This is a genomic window from Acidovorax cavernicola (assembly GCF_003581445.1).
This window is the reverse complement of sequence record NZ_QXMN01000051.1, coordinates 29,916-44,516: the sequence shown is the minus strand read 5'-3', so window position 1 is coordinate 44,516 and position 14,601 is coordinate 29,916. Positions and strand designations below refer to the sequence as shown.

The following is a 14,601-nucleotide window of genomic DNA, read 5'->3' as shown; positions in this document are numbered from 1 at the left end:
CACCCAACCCACCCGAAGGCGATGGCATGGGCACAAGCGTGGCACCTGCCGCGGGCTGATCGAACCGAAGGTCCAAGGCCAAGCGCGTCAGGTGCTGGCCGTCGAATTCCACAGCCGACTCCCAGCCGGGCATGAGGTGCAGGCGCCCGTTCGTTAGACCCTGCACCACCAAGCCCAGCAGCTCGACCAATCGCTGCCTCTGTTCTTTCTCTCTATTCATTTCTCTTTTCCTTTCAAAGGGTTGATCTGTTCGGAGCGCGCGCGCGTGTTACGTGCCCCGTTACGCGCGCAGGCCCCGTGGTTACGTGAGTTACGCCGTTACGCGCCATCACGACGTGTGCATGCGCACGCCTGCACGCACATGCCCGCATGCACATACAGGAGCGATGTGGCGTAACAGGCGAAACACGAGTAACGACGGGGCTTTGCAGGCGAAACACGTCACGCATCTGGCGTAACAGGGGCGTCGTCCCTGGCCTCGCGGTTGGCGTAGAAAAAGCGGTTCAGGGACTTCTCGAAAGACTCGACACAGCCCGCTGCCCACTCGCCCTCGGTCACGCCGTCGCGCGGCCCTGTGCCCCTCGGCAACCAGCAGCGCGCAGCCGTCCGCCCGTTGGTCTTCAAGGTGTCCTTGAGCTGCACCACCTTGTAGGTAAGGCGGGGCGCCAGGCGCTCGCCCTGCGCGTTGCGCTCGACCCGCTCAAGAATCCACCGCTCCGCGTTTTTGGTGAACGTCGCACGCGCTGGCGGGTAGCGCTCGCCGGCCTGGTCGCACCATCGCCGGAACGCCCGGTACAGCTGTTCCGCCGAGCACACCTGCATAGGGAGAGGGAGCATCCCCTGCAACCACTCCGACATAAACCGCTCGGCGGGCCGCATGCCCAACTCGATGAGGTCAGCCTTGGCGGCCGTCATCAGCGGCTTCGTGTGCTCGCCGAAGTCGCCCACGTCGTAGTGCTGGAGGAAGTACAAGAACTTCGCCGCGCCGTCGTCGGCAAGGAAGGCCGCCACGCGCTTGTAGAGGTCGCCGTCCTCGGCCGAGGGGGTGTAGACCACCAGGTAGCGGCGGTCGTTGTCTTCGAGCACCAGCGGCTGGCTCTCATTCGATAGGAACACGACGTTCGCGTGGTTGCTTTCCCACCGGGTCACCTGTTGCATGGGCCGGATCGGGATGAGCTCTTCGGTGATGACCCACTTCAAGATGTTCTTGTTGTGGTACAGCTCCTGCCGCGTGACCACTTCGTTGCCGATCACCATCAGCTTCGCCGACAGCCAGTCGTTGAACTTGTCCTCGAGCTGGGTCTGGCCGACCATCACCCCGTACTTGCCGTAGATGGCCCGGATGGCATCAAAGAAAAGGTTCTTGCCGGTGCCCTGCGGCCCGTGAAAGACCAACGCGGATCGCGGCTTCGCGCCAGGCTGCTGCAAGGGCAACGCGATCCAGCACAGCACCCAATGCATCACCGCGTCGATCGTCTGATCGCCCGTGGCGCAGTTGCCGCACAGATGGCGCAGCAGCTCCAGCATCACGTCGACCTCGGCCGGCGACGCCTTGACCGGCTCCATCGCGAACCCGTCGTAGAGGTTGATGCAGCGCTCGGGGTCGCATGTGTTGGTCGGATCAAAGACGACGTCCGAAGGCATGACCGTTCGGCGCTTCTCCGACGCCTTCCACATGCGCACCATGTCCGAGCCATGGGCGTGCGCCATGTTGGAAATTTTCATGATCAAGCGCTTGCTGCCATCCCACACCGTGTCGGTGCCATAGATGAGCGCGAACTTCTCGATCAGCGTGTTGTACTGGCCCCAGTCGATCGGACGCGGGGGCGGCTTGTCATCGCCCTTTGACCGCTTGCCCCCCTGCCCCGCAGAAGGCGCGCTCGCGTCGCCTGCTGGGGGTCGGGGTGGCTTCTTCGCTGCGCCCTTCGCCTTGGCCTCGCCGAACTTCGCCTGCACCACGTTGTCAGGGGGCGGCGCTTCGTCCGGTGGTGGCGCGTCTACGTGGTCAGCCATGCACGCGCTCCATCATGCGAACAGCGCCCTGCAGCTGCCGCGCCGCCGCTTCGATCCCCTGCCGCAGGCGGAGGTCGTCGAAGTCGGTGTCGCCGCGCTGGCGCGTGCTGTCGAAGACCGGGTAGACGATATCGACGCACGGCACCCGCTTGGCGATCGCTTTCGCGGCCGTGCGCCCCGGGTTGTTTAGCTTCTTCGTGATCGGGTCGCGCGTGAGCCAGTCGTCGTCGGCGCAGATGAGCAGCCGAACATCGGGGTGCAGCTCGCGCAGCATCGGCACGACGTGGTGCAGGTTGCCGGCGTCGAAGGCCACGTAGACCGGGATCTGGTGATCGAGGGCGGTGCGAACCGTGAGGCCCGTGGCGTAGCCCTCCACCACGGCGATCAGCTGGGTCGAGTCGTCGACCGTGCCCAACCGAAGCGAGCAGCCAGGCTTCGAGAAGCCGGCCGAGTACATCTTTTCGCCGTTGGGCATGATGCGCTGCGCAGCCTGCACCGCCTGCTCGCGCGGGAGGTCGTAGCGCAACATCAGGATCACCAGGGTGCCGTCCGGCAGATAGCGGCACGCCTCGCCCTGCAGGCCCTTGCGCTCTAGGTAAGGCGATCGGCCTTCCCGCGACGCGAAGTGCCACAGCTCGCCGGCGCGCATGGCTGCGATGCGCCTCGCCTCTTCGCGCTCCGCCGCGGCACGGGCCGACGCCTCCGCGCGGTCGCGCGCCTGGCGCTCACGCTCAGCCGCCGACAAGGGCGCCCAGTCCTGCTCGACCTTTTCCCACGAGCCACCGCCGCGGTATGTCCCGAACGAGCCGGTGATGTACACGCCGCCCTTGTCAGGCCGGAACAGATAGAACTTGAACCAGGACTTGCCGCCCTTGCCAATCGTGGTGCGCTTGCCCTCCTTCATGTCCTGGATGCGTTGCACGTCATCCGGGCCAGGCGCGCGTCGCAACTCGATCCCAAAATCTTGCATTTGGTGGAGAACCGCGTTCAGGTTGTCCATCAGGCGTGCGGTGCCCCGCTGTTCAATCTGTCGATCTTGTCCGCCATGCGTGCCATCGAGCGCGCTGCCTCGATGTACTGACGCTGCAAGTCGGCAATCTCATCCCGCGGCTCGACCGGCACCGGCGTGCCGTAGCCCAGCTCGCCGGCGATGTAGTTCATGCCGCCGTGGTGGCCGCGTTGGCGCGCCAAGCGCAGCACGAGCAGCAGCTGTTCGGGCGACAGCTTCTCGGCGCGGTCGTCGTTCAAGCAACTGAGCAGGAGCCGCTGGGCGGCGTCCGGCGTTTTCTCGGGCCAGAGCTTCGCGCCGACCTGTTTACTACCGCCGCACACCCTGACGCACTCGGTCAAAGCTTCGCTGAGTGATTCCAAAATTCCTCCCTCGACGAACGTTGACGAACCGTTCGTCCAAGTTCGTACAGACATGAAAAGGCAAAAAAAAGAGACTGGCTGCCATGACGAACCACAGCAACCAGTCGCACACAAGGAAGGCACCCAACGCCGCCGGCACGTGCTGCTGCAACACGGCCAACGAAAGGGACACCCATGAATTTCAGGAACGACGCCGAGGCGATGAATGCGGTCATCAACGGGCTCGGCGCGTTGGTTTTTGCACTCGTGCACGAGCTGCCCACAGAACGCAGGGCAGGCTTCGCAGCGACGCTGGCGCACTTGGCGAACGCTGCGCGGCGCGAGGGCGCAAGCACGACCGAAGCGGTGCTGACCGATCTGCACCGAGCGGCGGTAGCGGCGGCCTAGTGGCATCGACCAGCACGTCAGAGCGCCCCGGCCTGCGTGACCGGCTCGGGCTCACCCAGCTCCGGCCAGATCGTTTGCCACTCATCCGGCCACATGTCCTTGCGGGTGTATTTGCCACCGCAGGCCGACTCCAGCTCGGCGCCGTGTTTTTCCGGGAAAAGCCGCTCGCCATCCCGCCAGAAGCACGCCGCTTGGACCGACACCTTGAGCCGACGGGCAACTACGGACGGACCACCAGCGGCCTCGATGGCGCTTGTGACGATAGGTTTGGATGCACTCATGCGCCAAATTCTACAACTGTAGAAGCGCGAAGGTCTACAAGTGTATTTGCCTGTTTTTCAACACTTGTTTAGCTTCGACTGCTATGGCACTGGGCAAACAGGTAAAAAAATATCGGGAGAAGCTGAATCTGACGCTAGAGGCGTTGTCAGATCGTTCGGGCGTCGATATAGGCACGATCAGCGCCCTCGAAAACCGAGATAGCAAGCGGTCGGAGAAAGGCTCTGCGCTGGCGCGCGGCCTTGGCCTGACGCTCGACCAGTTGCTTGACGAAACGCGAGACTGGATCGAAAACCCAACAGACGGCGACGGTCCGTCGGCGCCAGGCGCTGCACATATAGAGGCCCCTCCTCCCGCCGCGTGGCCGTTCGACCGGGTGAGCTCAATGGATTGGGCTTCCCTGGGCGAGAAAGAGCGTGGCTTGGTCGAGGGCTTTGTAATGGGTCTGCTCGAAGCCAAGGGTGCCAACCGAAAAAGCCGGAAGACGGGCACGCACGGTTAGAAGAATTGCGGGCAACGTCTACCTCTTCCCCGCTCGCCCTTAGCGCGCTTTGCGCTGGCCTCGCGCTGTTCGCACCAGCAGCGCAGGCCCAGAATCGCTGCGTCGTTGATGGCCGGGTTCAATTCCAGGAAGTGCCGTGCCAAGACGGATCGTCGGCCATCCCTCGGCCGCGCCCGGCGCCCGGGGACGTGTACAAGCCGGCTTTGAAACCGCGCCCACCAATGGGCGACCCAGCCTATGAGCGCGAGCGCGAAGCCCAACGCGCTCGGGAGATCGACGCCTACGCCAAGCGCGAAGGCGCCCGCCTTGCCGAGCAACACGGCGCTGAGCGCAGGGAGTGCGGCGAACGAAGTGACAAGGAACCATACATCGGCGCCGCCGCCGACTGGGTTCGCTCTTGCAGCACGTGGGGCGCGCCCGACCGGGTCTTCACAACGGAGAACGCGGGCGGCGTGAGGCGCCAGTGGCTCTACAAAAACCGGGGGACGCTCTTCTTCGACAGCTCGGGGCGCCTCGACTTCATTTCCCGCTGATCTTTTTTCTACAACTGTTGACACTTAGTTTTCTACGTTTGTAGAATCTCGTCCATCCCAACACGGAGATGGACAATGCCAGCAACCCTTCTGCGCTCCCGCATCGGGCGGCAACAGCCAGCCGAGGACAAGCCGAGCCTTCGCCTTTGCACGGCAAGCGGCTCTCGGCCAATCAGCCGACAAGCAGCCGCCGGCATGGTGCGCGCGGCGCGCGTCCTGCGCGAACGCCGCATCGGCTACGACGTGGCCTATAGCCGACACACGGGCATCGTGCGCGGTGAGGGCCCGCACGGCGACTGGCAACTGGAACATTCGCGGGGCTTCGCATGAATGCCCTGCTGCTGTCGCTCGACACGCAGCTGTTTCTCGAAGACTGCGAGGTGAAGATCCTCGAAGGCGATGAGGCGCAGCAAGCCGTGGCCGACGCGCTCGCCGGCGAAGGGCTTGCGCTGGAGGAAGCGTCGTGAGCACGCCGGAGTACTCGCCCAGCGGAGGCATCAGCCATCGCAGCTGCGCGATTTACGTTGCGCGTTGGGGCGGCGGCGCCCATCCCGGCAAGTACCACATCTGGTGCTCCACCATCGACCTGCGCGCGGGCGTGTTCGTATCGGCGCAATGCGTGGTCGACGACTTCGGCAACTTGGTCGAGGTTCCGCGGTGAACGCGCAGCACACACCCGCCACGTCGCGGATCCAGCGCCGGCTCGAGCGGTGGGAGCTGGAACACCTGCGCCAGCACGCGGCGGAACTCGCTGAAAGACTCGAAGAGGCAGAGCGCCGCCGCGATGCCGCCGAAGAAGCGGCCGAGTTTTGGCGCGAGTCCCATCACCGGCTCGAAGAGCACCTCGACGACGGCACTGCGGATGCGCGCTGCATTGGGCTGACGCAGAAGGGCGAGCTGTTGGTCGTCTCCACCGGGGCTTCGCAGTGAGTGCCGAACGTGCCGCACTTGTCGAGCTGCTGTACCTGCGCGAGCTGCAGGCGAGCTACTTGCGCCGCAAACAACGCCGCAGCTGCGCGATTCGGCGCGAGCCTGAAGCGGTTGCCGAGGTGGCCGCGATGAAGGCCGAGATGGACAGGCGCACTCCAGCCGCATGGGCTGCTGCCCGCGCCGCCATCGTCAAGACCACAGGGAGCCGCACATGAACCTCGCCGCCCTCCCCCGCTGGGCCATTGGCCTGCTGATCCTCTTTCTTTTCGTTGTAGTCCCCGCCGTCTCGCACCTGCTCGACGCGCGCCCTGAAACAGAGGCCGCGCAAGCGGTCGCCGACGACAAGGCCGACGCGATCGCGCAGGCCCAACGCGTCGCTCGCCTTGGAGACGCACCATGAACGCATCCGGCCTGTTCTTTCTCACGACCCGGCCCAGCCTTGTCCACCTGCAATCGCCCGAGGGCGGGGCCGAGCGCCTCGCCTGGCAATTCAGCACGCTTGAGCGCACCAAGCGCGGCGTGCAGGAGGTGCACGTGTTTTGGGAAGGCCCCGAGGGCGCGGCATTCGTGCAGGCCAACGCGAAGAGGCTCATCAAGGGCTGCGCGCTGAACCTCTGCCTTGAGCGCGTGCGCCCCCTCGAAAAGCGCGATGGCCTTCGCGGCTTCATCACCAGCTGCTCGCTCGCGCCGGAGCGCTGGCCCAGCTACCACGCCGAGCCGCGGCTCGATTCCCCCCAGCAACCGCGGCCGATGGCTGCTTGAACCATTCCATGAAGCAATACACCCTCGGCCTTACAGGCCTCGCCAGCGTCGGCAAAGACACCGTCGCGGATCTGCTTGTCACCCATTGGGAATTCAGGAAGCTCGCCTTCGCTGATGCCCTGCGTGGCGAGGTGGCCACCGCGTTCGGCATCGACGTCCGGCTGCTGTCCGACCCCGCGACCAAGAACGACCCAAGCGAGGCCCTGGCGCTTCGCAAGGGCTCCGACAACGCCTTCACCGATGCGGTCATCGTGGCCCACATCACGCGCGACGATACCCCCCGGGGAGCGACGCAGTGGGCGGCGTTCCTCGATCAACCACGCTCGCCGCGGCAGATCATGCAGTGGTGGGGCACCGAGTACCGCCGGCGCCAGTCGCCGCGCTACTGGACCATGCAGCTCGCCGCGCGCATCACCGCGTACCGCCGCGACGGCGGCACGCGGTTCGTGATCACCGACTGCCGCTTCGACAACGAGGTCGACACGCTGCGCGCGCTGGGCGGCACGATCTGGCAAGTAACCCGGCCAGGCGTTGACAGCACCACCACGCCCGAGGGGCAGCACGTCAGCGTGACGGACGGCACCGCATTCAAGCCCGACGCCGTGATCGCGAACACGCACGATATCCGGCACCTGCAGCAGCTCGTGCACAGCGAGTTCGTCACGCTGGTGACGGGCATCCCCTCGGCGAAGGTCACGGTGGCGGAATGGACCGCCGCCCAATGACCACCCCGCTGCAGCAAGCCTTCGAGGCGGCGCAGGCCGAGCCCGAAGCATCGGCGCCGATCGTGTGCACCGTGGCAGGCCCACGCACGCCCTACTCGGCGCAGCTCTACACCGGCGAAGAGCTGCGCCCCACGTCGGCGCGGCCAGGTGCCTACGACGCACTGACGTTGCCGAGCGTTTTCATGGGCCGGAGAGTCGCCGCGCCTGCCGCTTCGACGCTCAACTTCGTCCACACGTCGGGACGCCGAGACTTCCTCGGCACGAAAGCCGAAGGCCAGCGCTTCACCGCGATCGCGCCGGCGGCGCAAGGCGATCAAGGGAACTACCTGCCCAAGCCGGGCAGCGTGCCCTCGCTGGTGCTGGCCCACCTGCAAGAGCACGGCGGCCACCTGACGTATTCGGAAATCACGCAGCGTTTCGGCATCCCGCAAAGCAGCACGACGGCGGTGTTCAAGAAGGCGCTGGACAGCGGCGCGCTGGTGCGCCTGCTGCACAACGAACGCGTCGTCATCGCGCTGCCCGGCTACACGCCGCCGCCCGACACGCCCAAGCCGTCCAAAGACCTCATCGCGCTCCAGGCCCGCATCGAGAAGCGCCGCCAGGAAGTAGCCGCGATGGAGCGCGAGCTGGCGCAACTTCAATCCCGCGCGCTGCGCGAGCTGATCACGAAATAAGGCCCATCGAATGACCACCATCACCGAGAAGACATGCCCGGGCTGCAAGACGTGCAAGCCCGCCGACCAGTTCAACGCGAACAAGTCGCGCACGGATGGCCTGCAGCGCTTTTGCCGCGCCTGCCAGAAAGACCTCAAGGCCGACTGGCAGGCGCGCAACCTGGACAAGACGCGCCAGTACGACCGCGATCGCAAGGCGCCGGGAAAGAAAGCCACGGCACTGTATACAGCCGCCCCGAACCCCGCGCGGGCTTCGCCACTCTCAGGGGAGGGGGGAGAGGGAGAAGAGACGACGAACGTCGTAGAGACGGAGACAGCGCCGCCCGCGGCGCAACAGCCCGCTGCTGCCGCAGCGAAAGACAATCCACCCGCCTTCGGCGGCGAGCAAGAAGACAACGAGCGCCTGACGGCGCAGCCCGCTACCCCGACAGTCGCCAAGACCACGAACACGACCGGGTTCGCCGATTTGCCGCACGCGGCAATCGTGCGAAGCAAGACGAACCCCCGCACGCACTTCGACGCGGAGTTCATCGCAAGCCTCGCCTCCAGCATCAGAACGAAGGGGGTGCTGCAAGCCATCCTTGTTCGACCGCTGCCAGGATCGAGGCTTCAAGAGACGCTCGAAGATTTGCTGCCAGGCCAACCGCGGCCGACGCATGAGGTGGTCGCGGGCGAGCAACGCTGGCGCGCCGCCGGCATCGCGGGCCTGCGCACGATCCCCGCCATGATCCGCGAGCTGACGGACGACCAGGTGCTGGAGATTCAGCTGGTCGAAAACCTCAAGCGGCGCGATCTGCACCCGATGGAAGAAGCCGAGGGCTTCGAGCGCCTGCGCGAGACGGCTGGCTTGTCGGCCGAGGACATTGCCGATCGCATCGACAAGGGCCGGTCGTATGTCTACAAGACGATGAACCTGCTCAAGCTGGTGCCGGACGCTCGCAAAGCGTTCTACGAACGCAAGCTGACGCGATCGACCGCCGAGCTGGTCGCCATGCGCCCCGCTGGCCTGCAGCTGCAAGTGCTCAAGGACATCGCCGCCACCGACTTCCACGGCGAGCCGATGAGCTACCGCAAGGCGAAGGATCACATCGACAGCAACTACATGCTGAAGCTGGGCAGCGCGGTCTTCAAGATCACGGACGAATCGCTGGTGCCGGCCGCGGGCAGCTGCCGCACCTGCCCGAAGCGAGCGGGCGCGAACCCCCAGCTGTTCGATGACGTGGCGCACGCCGACACCTGCACCGACCCGACATGCTTCAACGTGAAGAAGCAGGCGCATTACGACCGCATCAAGGCCGAGGCGGAGGAACGCGGCCAGACCGTCATCACCGGCAAGGAAGCCAAAGAGATCATGCCGAGCAGCAACACGCTGCGGGGCTACACCAAGGTCGACGACCACCAGGCGCTTGGCGGAAAGATGCGGACGTTGCGCAAGGTGCTTGGCGACAACATGCCGATGCCAACGCTCATCGAAGACCCGACGACGCATGAGATGGTCGCCGTGCTGCCGACCGCCGCGGTGTCGAAGCTGCTCAAGGACAACCAGATCACCGACGCCGGCGTGCACAAGGAAGCCGACGTCGACGCGATCGTGGCAAAGCGCAAGCTGACCGAGGCCTACGAGCTGGCGTGGCGCACGAAGGCGATCAGGGCCGTCAGCGAGGCGGGCGACGCCGACGTGGCGCTCGGCACGAACCCTATGCGCGAGATCGCCCTGCTGCTTTTCGCGGGCTTGCGCGGCACGTCGCAAGCCCTGATCGGCGAGCTGGCGAACGTCGGCAAGGTCGGGGTGCGTGAGGGTGTCGAGCAGCACCTGAAAACGGTGCCCGCCGACGCCCTGGTGCAGTGGCTCTACGTGCTAATGATGGCCCACGACCTGCACCAGTTCGATGAGCACGCGGTGCGCATCAGCGTCGGCGCCGCCAACTTCGGCATCGACACGAAGGCGCTGGCGGCATCGGTGAAGAGCGAGATGAAGGCCGAGGCCAGCGCAAAGCGCGTCGACGAAGCCGCCAAGACCATCACCGCCGAGCGCAAGCCGGCCCCCGCTCGCAAACCCAAGGTCGGCAAGGAAGAAGCCGCGGCGCTCATCGCCAAGCAGCTGCAGGCGATTGACAACCCGAACCGCTTCGAGGCCGACCAGCGCGTGCGGCTCAAGTCCGACGTCCACAAGGACGGCAACACGTTCAACACCCGCGGCGTCTCCGCCACGGTGGTGCAAGCCGCCGGCGATCGCGCGTGGGAGGTATCGCCGGACAACCTGAATTTCCCGATCACTGTTGACTACACCGAAATGGAGGCGCTCTAGCCATGGCCGCAAACAACACACCAGGCGCGATCACTGACGCGCAACTCGACGCGGGCATTGCCGCATGGTTCGGCGTCACCAAGGTCAGCCCCGAGCGGCTAATCCTGCGCGAGCGCATGCATGCGGCGATGGTGGCCGTGCAGGCGAAAGCAGCACCCGGGGACAACCAAGGGCAGGACCGGCCGGTGGAGAGAGCTTTCGATGCGTTCCTGTGTCGCGCGTGGGGAGAAACCGACCTCGCCAGCGCCGAACTGGTCACGGACTGGGAGGGCGTTCGCCGCTTCATGGTCCGGGAATGGCTTGGCGAGGAAGATGCGACGGACTACGACGGCGAGGTAACGCTGGACCGCCTCAAGAAAGACTTCGATACGCACGAGGAAGAGCACAACGGACGCGGCGGCGCCTACGAGGTTGAATTCGAGATCGGCGGCGTGAGCGTCGAACGGGTCTGCGGTTTCGCACCTGGTGCCGCTATCGGGAGCGATGCAGCACACGACGTGCTGGCCGAACGCCAGCGGCAGATCAGCGCGGAGGGCTGGACGCCCGAGCACGACGACGGGCACGTGAACGATGAGATCGCCGCCATGGCGTGCTTCTACGCGATGCCGCCTGGCGCGCGCGAGTGGAGCGCCGAGGACACCGGCTACGGCGACACATTCGGCGAGGCCATCATTCCCGAGGGCTGGGCCGCCAAGGAAGGCGATCGCCGACGCGAACTGGTTAAGGCCGGCGCACTGATCCTCGCGGAAATTGAACGTATCGACCGCAGCGATGCCCGCGCTACCAGCGACACGCCCGCCGAGGGCACCGCATGCTGACGCCTCAGTTCGTTCTCGCGCTGTCGGCGAAACTGGTCATCGACCTTTTCGCCGGCGGCGGTGGAGCCAGCACCGGCATCGAGGCGGCGATCGGCCGGCATGTTGACATTGCCGTCAACCACGACGCCGACGCGATCGGCATGCACGAGATCAACCACCCGCAGACGCGCCACTTTCAGGCCGACGTGTGGGAAGTGGACCCGCTTCAAGTGACCGAGGGCCGCGCCGTTGGCTTGCTCCACGCGTCGCCGGACTGCACCGATCACAGCCAGGCCAAGGGCGGCCAGCCGCGCTCGAAGGCGATCCGCTCGCTGGCATGGGTGGTCCACCGTTGGGGCGGCAAGGTTCGCCCGGACGTGATCACCCTGGAAAACGTCGAGCAGATGCTCCAGTGGTCGCCTCTCATCGCCAAGCGCGATCCCGCGACCGGCCGCGTGGTGACGCTGGATGAGCTGATCGACCCGGTGACCAAGCGGAAGACCTTCCGCGTCGCCGATCCGGGCGAGTACATCCCGCGGCATCGCCAGTTCCTAGTGCCCGACAAGAAGCACCTTGGGCGCAATTGGAAGCACTTCGTCGAAGGGCTCCGCGCCATGGGTTACGTGGTGCAGTGGAAGGTGATCGTGAACGCCGACCTCGGCGCGCACAGCACCCGCCAGCGGCTCTACATGATCGCGCGCTGCGATGGCCTGCCGATCGTTTGGCCGGAATACACGAACGCGAAGAAGCCGCACGGCAAGCGGAAAGCCTGGCGGCCGGCGGCCGACTGCATCGACTGGAGCATCGAGGGCCGGAGCATCTTCGGACGCAAGAAGCCGCTCGCGGAGGCCACAGAGCGGCGCATCGCCCACGGCATGCGGAAGTTCGTGCTGGAGAGTCCCGATCCCTTCATCGTGCCCGCGACGCACACGGACTCCAGCAACCGCACCCGCCCGCTCAGCAGCCCGCTGCCGACCGTCACAGCCGCCAACCGCGGCGAGCTGATGCTGTTGGCGCCGAGCCTGGTGCCGGTGACGCACACCCGCGACACCTCCTACGACGTGCAGCAGCCGATGCGCACCATCACGACCGCCAAGGGCGGCGAGACGGCCCTTGCCGCGGCGGTGCTGGTGCAGATGGGCTACGGGGAGCGGGATGGGCAGGCGCCGCGCGTGCTCGACCTGGCGAAGCCGTTGGGCACCGTCACTGCTGGCGGGAAGAAGCATGGCCTCGCGACCGCCTGTCTGGTGCAAGCCGGCCACGGCGAGGGCAAGGAAGGCGGCAAGCGTTGGAGCCACGGCGCGAACGACATTCGCGGGCCGCTGGGCACCGTGACTGCAAGCGGTGGCGGGCAGAGCCTCAGCACCGCTTTCATGGTGCAAGCCAACGGCGGCTTCAACACCACGCCGGCGCGAGACGTGCGCCAGCCCATGTCGGCCATCACCACGTCCGGTAGCCAGCAGCAACTCATCACCGCGCACCTCACCACGTTGAGGCGCAACAGCGAGGGGCGCGACGCGCGCGAACCGCTGACGACCGTTTCCGCCGGCGGCGAACACCACGGCCTCGTGCAGTACCGCTTGAGCCAGGAACACGAGGAAGGCGCGCTGCGCTGCGCCGCGTTCCTGATGCGCTACCACGGCAGCGGTGGCCAATGGTCCGATCTTCGCGATCCGATGACGACGGTCACGACCCATGATCGGCTGGCGTTGGTGACGGTCTGGCTCAAGGGCGAACCTTGGGTGATCGTGGATATCTGCCTGCGCATGCTGACGCCGCGCGAGCTGTACAACGCCCAAGACTTTCCGAGCACCTACGTGATCGACCGGACGGCCGCGGGCAAGGTGCTGACCAAGACGGCGCAGGTGCGCATGTGCGGCAACTCTGTCAGCCCGCTGCCGATGGAACGCATCGTTGCTGCCAACTACAACGACTTCCAAACCCAGCAACTGCGGAGGGCCGCATGAGCGCCAACAGCAAAATCGAATGGACCGATCACACCTTCAACCCGTGGGTCGGTTGCCTCGCTATCAGCCCTGGCTGCAAGCACTGCTATGCGGCGGACTGGGCAAAGCGATACGGCCGCGACTTCGCAGCTCGCACGCGCACAAGCGCAGCGAACTGGAAGATGCCGCTGCGATGGAATGCCCAAGCTGACGCCTTCATGGCGCAGCACGGGCGCCGGCAGCGGGTGTTCTGCGCATCGCTGGCCGACGTGTTCGACAACGCGGTGGAGCGCGAATGGCGAGACGACCTCGCAACGCTGATCCTGAACACGCCAAACCTCGATTGGTTGCTGCTCACCAAACGCATCGGCAACGCCGGCGACATGCTGGGCGAAATGTTCCTGGATGGTCCGCCCGATCACGTTTGGCTGGGCGCCACCATCGTCGACCAGGCCGAGGCCGATCGCGACATTCCGAAGCTGCTGGGCGTGCCGGCCGCGAAGCGCTTTCTCAGCATGGAGCCGCTGCTAGGGCCAGTGCGGCTCGACGTGCTCGCCCTTGATCCTGACCGCGTGATCCTGAATGCTTTGAACGGTCAATGCGGGGTGGGTTTCGCGCATACGCAGGGCGACTTTCCAAGCGGCGTCGATTGGGTAATCGTCGGCGGCGAGAGCGGGGCCGGCGCACGGCCGATGCATCCCGATTGGGTGCGCAGTCTGCGCGACCAGTGCGGACCGGCCGGCGTGCCCTTCCTGTTCAAGCAATGGGGCGAGTGGTTCCCAGTCAGCCAACAGGACGAAGAGTTCACACACCGGCTGTATCGATCGAACCGAAAGGCCCGCCAGCATGAAGACCAAGGCGCGCTCGATGACTGCTACGGCCGTACATGCCTGGTCGAGCAGGCCGTGATCCACGAGGACAGCTCAGTGCACGCGCCGCTGGCACCGATGGCCTTCCTGCAGGGCACCGGTGCCATGCTCACGTTCAAGGCCGGCAAGAAGGCCGCAGGGCGCGCACTCGACGGCCGCGAATGGGATGAGGCACCTGCGTCATGACTTTCGACCTTTTCGGAGACGTTGCGCCGGTGGCACCGCCGCCGCCAGCCGCCGCGCCCTCCTACGTCATGGAGCCCACGGGCAGGGCCAACGAATGGCGGTACCGCGGCGTGCTGGTCGGCTGCGACATGGCGCGCGCCGGATTCATTGACCACTGGTTCACGCTCGAGCGAATTGACGGCGAGCTGCTGCGCAGCGATCGGCGCGTGGCTCTGTGCCGGCTCATCGACGCGGCGGCCAACAAAGCGGGCATTCCATGACCGGCCACTACACGCCCACGTGCCCGGCGTGCCGCACAAGCGACGCCCGGACCTTCTAT

At 65.9% G+C, this 14,601-nt stretch carries 22 protein-coding genes; 17 read left to right on the top strand and 5 right to left on the bottom strand.

All coding sequences use genetic code 11. From position 1 onward, the window contains the following. The 4 genes from D3H34_RS34555 to D3H34_RS34050 all read right to left on the bottom strand — a co-directional run. On the bottom strand, window positions 1-190 hold a 190-nt coding region (locus D3H34_RS34555; RefSeq protein WP_205736822.1), incomplete at its 3' end, for a hypothetical protein. Window positions 191-441: 251 nt separating this feature from the next. Next, window positions 442-2,013: a DUF5906 domain-containing protein gene (locus D3H34_RS27400; protein ID WP_119557658.1), complete on the bottom strand. Its 1,572-nt coding sequence runs from the start codon at window positions 2,011-2,013 to the stop codon at window positions 442-444. Continuing rightward, complete coding sequence (locus D3H34_RS27395) at window positions 2,006-3,013, bottom strand: toprim domain-containing protein (protein ID WP_119557656.1); 1,008 nt, start codon at window positions 3,011-3,013, stop codon at window positions 2,006-2,008. Before D3H34_RS27395 ends, D3H34_RS27400 begins: the two co-directional genes overlap by 8 nt. Beyond that, a complete protein-coding gene (locus D3H34_RS34050) occupies window positions 3,013-3,438 on the bottom strand; it encodes a hypothetical protein (RefSeq protein WP_147400496.1) in 426 nt (141 codons plus the stop codon). The genes D3H34_RS27395 and D3H34_RS34050 overlap by 1 nt, the downstream gene beginning before the upstream one ends. A gap of 120 nt (window positions 3,439-3,558) precedes the next feature. Here D3H34_RS34050 and D3H34_RS27385 point away from each other — a divergent pair, with 120 nt between their 5' ends. Further along, window positions 3,559-3,771, top strand: coding sequence for a hypothetical protein (locus tag D3H34_RS27385; RefSeq protein WP_119557652.1), 213 nt, complete (start codon window positions 3,559-3,561; stop codon window positions 3,769-3,771). A 17-nt stretch (window positions 3,772-3,788) separates the two neighbouring features. Here D3H34_RS27385 and D3H34_RS27380 read toward each other — a convergent pair whose 3' ends face one another. Continuing rightward, the gene (locus D3H34_RS27380) at window positions 3,789-4,052 is read right to left on the bottom strand and encodes a transcriptional regulator (RefSeq protein ID WP_119557650.1); all 264 of its coding nucleotides are present in this window, start codon (window positions 4,050-4,052) and stop codon (window positions 3,789-3,791) included. Window positions 4,053-4,135: 83 nt separating this feature from the next. Here D3H34_RS27380 and D3H34_RS27375 point away from each other — a divergent pair, with 83 nt between their 5' ends. From D3H34_RS27375 to D3H34_RS27315, 16 genes are all read left to right on the top strand, one after another. Then, window positions 4,136-4,552, top strand: coding sequence for a helix-turn-helix domain-containing protein (locus D3H34_RS27375; protein WP_119557648.1), 417 nt, complete (start codon window positions 4,136-4,138; stop codon window positions 4,550-4,552). 221 nt (window positions 4,553-4,773) lie between these two features. Continuing rightward, on the top strand, window positions 4,774-5,085 hold the full coding sequence (locus tag D3H34_RS27370; RefSeq protein WP_119557646.1) for a hypothetical protein: 312 nt from the start codon (window positions 4,774-4,776) through the stop codon (window positions 5,083-5,085). Between the two features lie 75 nt (window positions 5,086-5,160). Beyond that, window positions 5,161-5,415 carry a hypothetical protein gene (locus D3H34_RS34045; protein WP_147400495.1) on the top strand — a complete coding sequence of 85 codons (255 nt, stop codon included), beginning with the start codon at window positions 5,161-5,163 and terminating at the stop codon, window positions 5,413-5,415. Then, on the top strand, window positions 5,412-5,552 hold the full coding sequence (locus D3H34_RS34340) for a hypothetical protein (RefSeq protein ID WP_167481285.1): 141 nt from the start codon (window positions 5,412-5,414) through the stop codon (window positions 5,550-5,552). Before D3H34_RS34045 ends, D3H34_RS34340 begins: the two co-directional genes overlap by 4 nt. Next, the gene (locus D3H34_RS27365; RefSeq protein WP_119557644.1) at window positions 5,549-5,746 is read left to right on the top strand and encodes a hypothetical protein; all 198 of its coding nucleotides are present in this window, start codon (window positions 5,549-5,551) and stop codon (window positions 5,744-5,746) included. Before D3H34_RS34340 ends, D3H34_RS27365 begins: the two co-directional genes overlap by 4 nt. Next, a complete protein-coding gene (locus D3H34_RS27360; RefSeq protein WP_119557642.1) occupies window positions 5,743-6,015 on the top strand; it encodes a hypothetical protein in 273 nt (90 codons plus the stop codon). The genes D3H34_RS27365 and D3H34_RS27360 overlap by 4 nt, the downstream gene beginning before the upstream one ends. Next, on the top strand, window positions 6,012-6,230 hold the full coding sequence (locus tag D3H34_RS34040; RefSeq protein ID WP_147400494.1) for a hypothetical protein: 219 nt from the start codon (window positions 6,012-6,014) through the stop codon (window positions 6,228-6,230). Before D3H34_RS27360 ends, D3H34_RS34040 begins: the two co-directional genes overlap by 4 nt. Continuing rightward, window positions 6,227-6,415, top strand: coding sequence for a hypothetical protein (locus tag D3H34_RS34035; RefSeq protein ID WP_147400493.1), 189 nt, complete (start codon window positions 6,227-6,229; stop codon window positions 6,413-6,415). The genes D3H34_RS34040 and D3H34_RS34035 overlap by 4 nt, the downstream gene beginning before the upstream one ends. After that, complete coding sequence (locus tag D3H34_RS27350) at window positions 6,412-6,777, top strand: hypothetical protein (RefSeq protein WP_119557639.1); 366 nt, start codon at window positions 6,412-6,414, stop codon at window positions 6,775-6,777. The genes D3H34_RS34035 and D3H34_RS27350 overlap by 4 nt, the downstream gene beginning before the upstream one ends. Window positions 6,778-6,785: 8 nt before the next feature. Next, window positions 6,786-7,502 carry a deoxynucleotide monophosphate kinase family protein gene (locus D3H34_RS27345; RefSeq protein ID WP_119557637.1) on the top strand — a complete coding sequence of 239 codons (717 nt, stop codon included), beginning with the start codon at window positions 6,786-6,788 and terminating at the stop codon, window positions 7,500-7,502. Continuing rightward, window positions 7,499-8,176, top strand: coding sequence for a MarR family transcriptional regulator (locus D3H34_RS27340; RefSeq protein ID WP_119557635.1), 678 nt, complete (start codon window positions 7,499-7,501; stop codon window positions 8,174-8,176). Before D3H34_RS27345 ends, D3H34_RS27340 begins: the two co-directional genes overlap by 4 nt. A 10-nt stretch (window positions 8,177-8,186) precedes the next feature. Then, entirely contained in the window at window positions 8,187-10,484 is a 2,298-nt protein-coding gene (locus D3H34_RS27335) for a ParB/RepB/Spo0J family partition protein (RefSeq protein WP_119557633.1), read from the top strand. 2 nt (window positions 10,485-10,486) lie between these two features. After that, entirely contained in the window at window positions 10,487-11,302 is an 816-nt protein-coding gene (locus D3H34_RS27330; RefSeq protein WP_119557632.1) for a hypothetical protein, read from the top strand. After that, entirely contained in the window at window positions 11,296-13,248 is a 1,953-nt protein-coding gene (locus tag D3H34_RS27325; RefSeq protein WP_119557630.1) for a DNA cytosine methyltransferase, read from the top strand. Before D3H34_RS27330 ends, D3H34_RS27325 begins: the two co-directional genes overlap by 7 nt. Continuing rightward, a complete protein-coding gene (locus tag D3H34_RS27320) occupies window positions 13,245-14,282 on the top strand; it encodes a phage Gp37/Gp68 family protein (RefSeq protein ID WP_119557628.1) in 1,038 nt (345 codons plus the stop codon). Before D3H34_RS27325 ends, D3H34_RS27320 begins: the two co-directional genes overlap by 4 nt. Continuing rightward, complete coding sequence (locus D3H34_RS27315) at window positions 14,279-14,542, top strand: hypothetical protein (RefSeq protein ID WP_119557626.1); 264 nt, start codon at window positions 14,279-14,281, stop codon at window positions 14,540-14,542. The genes D3H34_RS27320 and D3H34_RS27315 overlap by 4 nt, the downstream gene beginning before the upstream one ends. Window positions 14,543-14,601 lie beyond the last annotated feature (59 nt).